This is a genomic window from Halomonas garicola (assembly GCF_031935715.1).
In the GTDB taxonomy this organism is placed as follows: Bacteria; Pseudomonadota; Gammaproteobacteria; order Pseudomonadales; family Halomonadaceae; genus Vreelandella; species Vreelandella garicola.
Genome location: NZ_JASSZF010000059.1, coordinates 1 through 4,885, shown reverse-complemented (window position 1 = coordinate 4,885; position 4,885 = coordinate 1). Strand labels below are relative to the sequence as shown.

Below are 4,885 nucleotides of genomic sequence, written 5' to 3'. Positions count from 1 at the left end.
ATAGAATCAACAGGGGTGGACACAGACAGCTCAATGCTGCCATCTATCGCGCGGCGATTGTGCGAATGCGAGGCCACGAGCCAACTAAGGTGTACGTTGCGCGAAGGACCGCAGAAGGCAAGATGAAGTGGTCTAATTGGAGCGGACACCCCGATAAGCCTCATAATGGAGGCAATGGAGGTGTTCATGACCAAGAAGACTCGACGTCGGTTTTCCGATGAATTCAAGGCGGATGCGGTGAGCCTGGTGATTGACCAGGGGTATTCCGTATCCGAGGCTGCCCGGCGGCTGGGCGTGGAGCGTAGCGTGCTGGATCGCTGGTGCCGCAAGCACCGACAGCGGGTCTCCGGCACCCCAGAATGGCAGCAGAATGATCGTGACGCCGAGATCAAACAGCTTCGCGAAGAGGTTCGTAAGCTTCAGATTGAAAAGGATATTTTAAAAAAGGCGGCGGCCTTCTTCGCCAAAGAGTCGAGCTGAGATATCAGTTCATCGAGTCGGAGAAGGCCACCTATCCCGTAGCCGTGCTGTGCCGAGTCATGCGGGTCAGCCGGAGTGGCTTCTATGCCTGGCGACAGCGTGGCCCTGATGACCATCGTCAGGCCCTGCTCCGCGAGGTCAGAGAGATCCATCGCCGGAAGCGCGGCAGCTACGGCAGCCGCCGCATGGCCATAGAGCTGCGACGCCGCGGCCACGACGTCGGCCGGTACCAGGCCCGTAGCCTGATGCGAGAAGCCGACGTAGCGGCACGGCAGCGGCGCCGCTGGCGTCATACAACCGACAGTGAGCACAGCCTCCCGGTGGCGCCCAATCTGCTGAACCGCCAGTTCATGGTGGCGGAGCCGAACCAGACCTGGGTGGCCGACATCACCGCGATCTGGACGCTGGAAGGATGGCTTTATTTAGCGGCGGTGCTCGACCTCCACGACCGGCAGCTCGTGGGCTGGGCGATGGCTGACCACATGCGCACGTCGCTGGTGCTGGACGCCCTGGAGATGGCCGTAGGGCGCCGGCAGCCTGATAGCGGGTTGATCCATCACAGCGACCGCGGCAGTCAGTATGCGTCTCGTGACTACCGCTCCACGCTGGATCGGCACGGGTTCCAGGCCTCGATGAGCCGGAAGGGAAACTGCTGGGACAATGCCGTCATGGAGCGCTTCTTCGGTTCACTGAAAAGCGAGTGGCTGGCAGGCCAGCGGTATGTGAGCCGACAGGCAGCGCGGCGTGACGTGATCGAGTACATCGAGATGGAGTACAACAGCTGCCGACTCCACTCGACCCTGGGCTACCAGACGCCGAGGGAGGTTGAATTGGCAGCTGTGGCTTGAAAATGTGTCCGCTCTGACTTGACCAGAACACCCTGCTGCGGCATATGCATTTCAGCCAGCCTGCCGCCTGGGGCGTACCTTCGCAGACCGGGTTTATGGCAAGCGTTGGCCTGGTGATGGTACTGGCGATGCTGCTGGCCAGCCTGCAGCGGCTGGGCACCGGCTGGCGCCCTTCCGCGCAGCTGCTGCTGACCTCGCTGGTCACGGTGCTTACCATGATGGTGCTGATGGGCACGGGCTATACCACGGCCTGGCTGGCAGCGGCCGCGGGTGGCGGGGTTTATGTCGTCGCTACCACGGTGCTGGGGCGCCATCAGGGCTATCGGCTGGGTCGGCTGGGCGTGATCGCGCTACTTGCGGTACTGCTGCTGGGGACGGTCAGCCACGACTGGCTGCTGCCGACCGCCTCGCCGCTGACTCAGCGCCTGGTCGAGCCCTTGCAGGCCATTGGCCTGATCCTCAACGGCGCGTTCGACCAGGCCCGGGCGCTGAATCCCGGTATTGTCGAACGCGTGGCGCTGTGGGGCGAGGCCTGGGAGGTGTTCCAGGCGCATTGGCTGCTGGGCACCGGCCACCTTGCGCCGCTGACGGGGGAGGGTACCCTGGCGGGCTATCGCGACTACGTCTCGCTGCTGGCAAGCGTGGCCACCGGCCTGGGGCTGGTGGGGCTGCTCGGCTTTGCCGCCGTCGTGTTGCTGCCCCTGAAAGCGCTGGCCTGGGCCTGCTTGAGCCGCCACTGGCACGCCATGTGGGGCCTTGGCCTTCTCAGCTGCGGCGTCACGGTGCTGGTGCTTTGCCTGCTTTCCATGCCGCTCTACCATGCCGGCGCTACCGGCTTTATTGTGCTGCTGATCGCCGCGGCGCAGATTGCCGCCTTCCAGCGCGACTGGGCGCGCCGGCAGCGCTCGTCGGGCCATACCGCGTTGCCTTATTGTCCATGAGCTTTGGAGTCTTCTGATTCCGGGGGCTGGACCCGCGGAGAACTCGCGCTACCATGGCGCTACACCCTTACTTGCCGGAGCCCATCCATGGCCGACATTCGCCTGCGCATTGAACTGCTCAATACCGACCCGCTGGTCTGGCGCCGCGTGGTGGTGCCTGAACAAATCAACTTGCACCGCCTCCACGAACTGATCCAGGACGTGATGGGCTGGGCGGACTGCCACCTCTATGAGTTCGAATGCAACGGCCGCTACTACGGCGAGCCGGACGAGTGGAGCGACCTGCCTATTGCGCAGGCACGCAACGCCAGGCTCAAGGCGATGGCTGCACGTGTCAGGGACAATGCGTTTCACTACCTCTACGACTTCGGCGACGGCTGGGAACACCGCCTTATCATCGAGGCTACGGAGCTGGAGAAGACCGACCCCTGCCCGCGGTTTATTGACGGTGCCATGGCCTGCCCGCCAGAAGACATCGGCGGCACGGTGGGCTATGAGGCGTTGAAGGCGGCCGCCGCCGGCGAACAGGATGAACACGGCCAAGAGCTATTGGAGGTACTCGGTGGCAAGTTCGACCCGGAGGCGCTGGACGAGGCTGAGGTCGCCGACATGCTCGTACCCTTCCAGGCGAGCTTTCGACGTCTTGGAAACGCGCCCAGCGCTATCGAGGCAGTCACCCCCTCGATATGGAGCCGTCGCTAAAGGGACAGGGCTTCCCATGCGACCGTTCAGCAGGTCGTTGAGGCGGGGCTGGGTGATACCCAGGCGGTGCGCAGATTTCTTCTGAGTAATGCCCCACTCCCTGACACGGTTAGCGGCCTCGCCATGAGCTCGGAGCGCAGGGGCATGTTAAGCGCCCCGAGCTGCGAGAAAGCCATATGTACGAGCTGGTCAAGACGCTGGCCGCCCAACTTCTGATGCCGTTACCCCTTTGCATGGGGCTTTTGGCGCTGGGGGCGGTGCTGCTGAAATGCCGCTATCGGCGGGCCGGGTGGTCGGCCTTTGCTTTGGGGGCGGCGGTATTGGCGCTGGCCAGCTGGGGGCCGGTGGCGGAGCGCTTGCTGATGCCGCTGGAAACCCGCTATCCGGCGCTTCAGGATTTGCCGGAGGCGCCCCCGGCCGAGGCCGTCGTCGTTCTGGGCGGCGGCTGGCGGCCAGGCGCTCCCTGGTCGAGTGTTGGGCGCTTGAATAACAGCTCCGCTATTCGCTTGATGGAGGGAATACGCCTATGGCAGCAGGCATCTGACCTGCCGCTGATCGTTACCGGCGCCAGCCGTGACCCTGGAGAGGCGCCGATTGCCCGGGGCTACGGCGACGCGGCCAAGGCGCTTGGGGTGCCCGAAACCAGGCTGCGTCTGCTTGACCATGCTACCGACACCGGGCAGGAAGCGCAGGCGGTGCGTGAGGCGCTTGGCGAAGGCGCCACCGTGGTACTGGTCACCTCCGCCTCGCATATGCCGCGCGCGATGCGCCATTTCCAGAAGGCGGGCCTGACCCCCGTCGCCGCACCGACGCATTACTTACTGGACGTCGGCAAACAGCATTCGCTGGGCTACTGGCTGCCCTCTGCCCGCCACCTTCACAAGACCGAGCGGGCAATGTATGAAGCGCTGGGCCACTTGGCCCTGAGGCTTGAGTGAGGGGGATTTGCCGTCGCGAGGAGCGCAGCGACGTGGCGATCTCGTACTTGCGGGGCCCGGTCAGCAAAACCCGAGATAGCCACGCTTCGCTCGCTATGACGTAGTGGGGGTAGTGCTCGCCATGACGTAGGAAGTGCGGTGGCGCCTTTCCCGGCTATCGTCATCGCGAGGAGCGTAGCGACGTGGCGATCTCGTACTTGCGGGGCCCGGTCAGTAAAACCCGAGATTGCTTCACTGCGTTCGCAATGACGTAGTGGGGGTAGTGCTCGCTATGACGTAGGAAGTGCGGTGGCGCCTTTCCCGGCTACCGTCATCGCGAGGAGCGTAGCGACGTGGCGATCTCGTACTTGCGGGGCCCGGTCAGTAAAACCCGAGATTGCTTCACTGCGTTCGCAATGACGTAGTGGCGTGTCATCGCGAGGAGCGCAGCGACGCGGCGATCTCTTGAGTGCGGTGGCGCTGTAGAGAAAAACCGAGATGGCCACGCTTCGCTCGCCATGACGTAGCGGGGGTAGTGCTTCGCTCGCCATGACGGGCGTGTCGTCGCGAGGAGCGCAGCGACGCGGCGATCTCTTGAGTGCGGTGGCGCTGTAGAGAAAAACCGAGATGGCCACGCTTCGCTCGCCATGACGTAGCGGGGGTAGTGCTTCGCTCGCCATGACGGGCGTGTCGTCGCGAGGAGCGCAGCGACGTGGCGATCTTGTGCAGTGCGGTGGCGCTGTAGAGAAAAACCGAGATGGCCACGCTTCGCTCGCCATGACGTAGCGGGGGTAGTGCTTCGCTCGCCATGACGGGCGTGTCGTCGCGAGGAGCGTAGCGACGTGGCGATCTCTTGAGCCGATATCGGGCAAAACCCTGAGGAATCCCCATGAAATGGGTAATAAAATCAGCATGATAGGATTGAAAAAGCCTGCATGAGTCATGCATGTTGTGAGTTACGACACACAACAACATGCGAAGGAGACCCATGCAGGCC

At 63.6% G+C, this 4,885-nt stretch carries 5 protein-coding genes; 4 read left to right on the top strand and 1 reads right to left on the bottom strand.

What is annotated here, in order from left to right; genetic code table 11:
* Positions 1 to 186 precede the first annotated feature (186 nt).
* From RS027_RS13365 to RS027_RS13350, 4 genes are all read left to right on the top strand, one after another.
* Positions 187 to 1,328 (top strand): IS3 family transposase gene (locus RS027_RS13365; protein ID WP_311957736.1). Its coding sequence is split into 2 segments (ribosomal slippage): positions 187 to 448 and positions 448 to 1,328, totalling 1,143 coding nucleotides; the frame shifts between segments, so codons are not numbered across the junction.
* Between the two features lie 95 nt (positions 1,329 to 1,423).
* On the top strand, positions 1,424 to 2,269 hold the full coding sequence (locus RS027_RS13360) for an O-antigen ligase family protein (protein WP_311957734.1): 846 nt from the start codon (positions 1,424 to 1,426) through the stop codon (positions 2,267 to 2,269).
* Positions 2,270 to 2,356: 87 nt separating this feature from the next.
* Positions 2,357 to 2,971 carry a plasmid pRiA4b ORF-3 family protein gene (locus RS027_RS13355; RefSeq protein WP_311957729.1) on the top strand — a complete coding sequence of 205 codons (615 nt, stop codon included), beginning with the start codon at positions 2,357 to 2,359 and terminating at the stop codon, positions 2,969 to 2,971.
* Positions 2,972 to 3,147: 176 nt separating this feature from the next.
* A complete protein-coding gene (locus RS027_RS13350) occupies positions 3,148 to 3,909 on the top strand; it encodes an ElyC/SanA/YdcF family protein (protein ID WP_311957725.1) in 762 nt (253 codons plus the stop codon).
* Between the two features lie 411 nt (positions 3,910 to 4,320).
* Here the strand turns inward: RS027_RS13350 and RS027_RS13345 are convergent.
* Positions 4,321 to 4,885: hypothetical protein (locus RS027_RS13345; RefSeq protein WP_311957722.1), on the bottom strand; the 565-nt coding region annotated here is incomplete at its 5' end.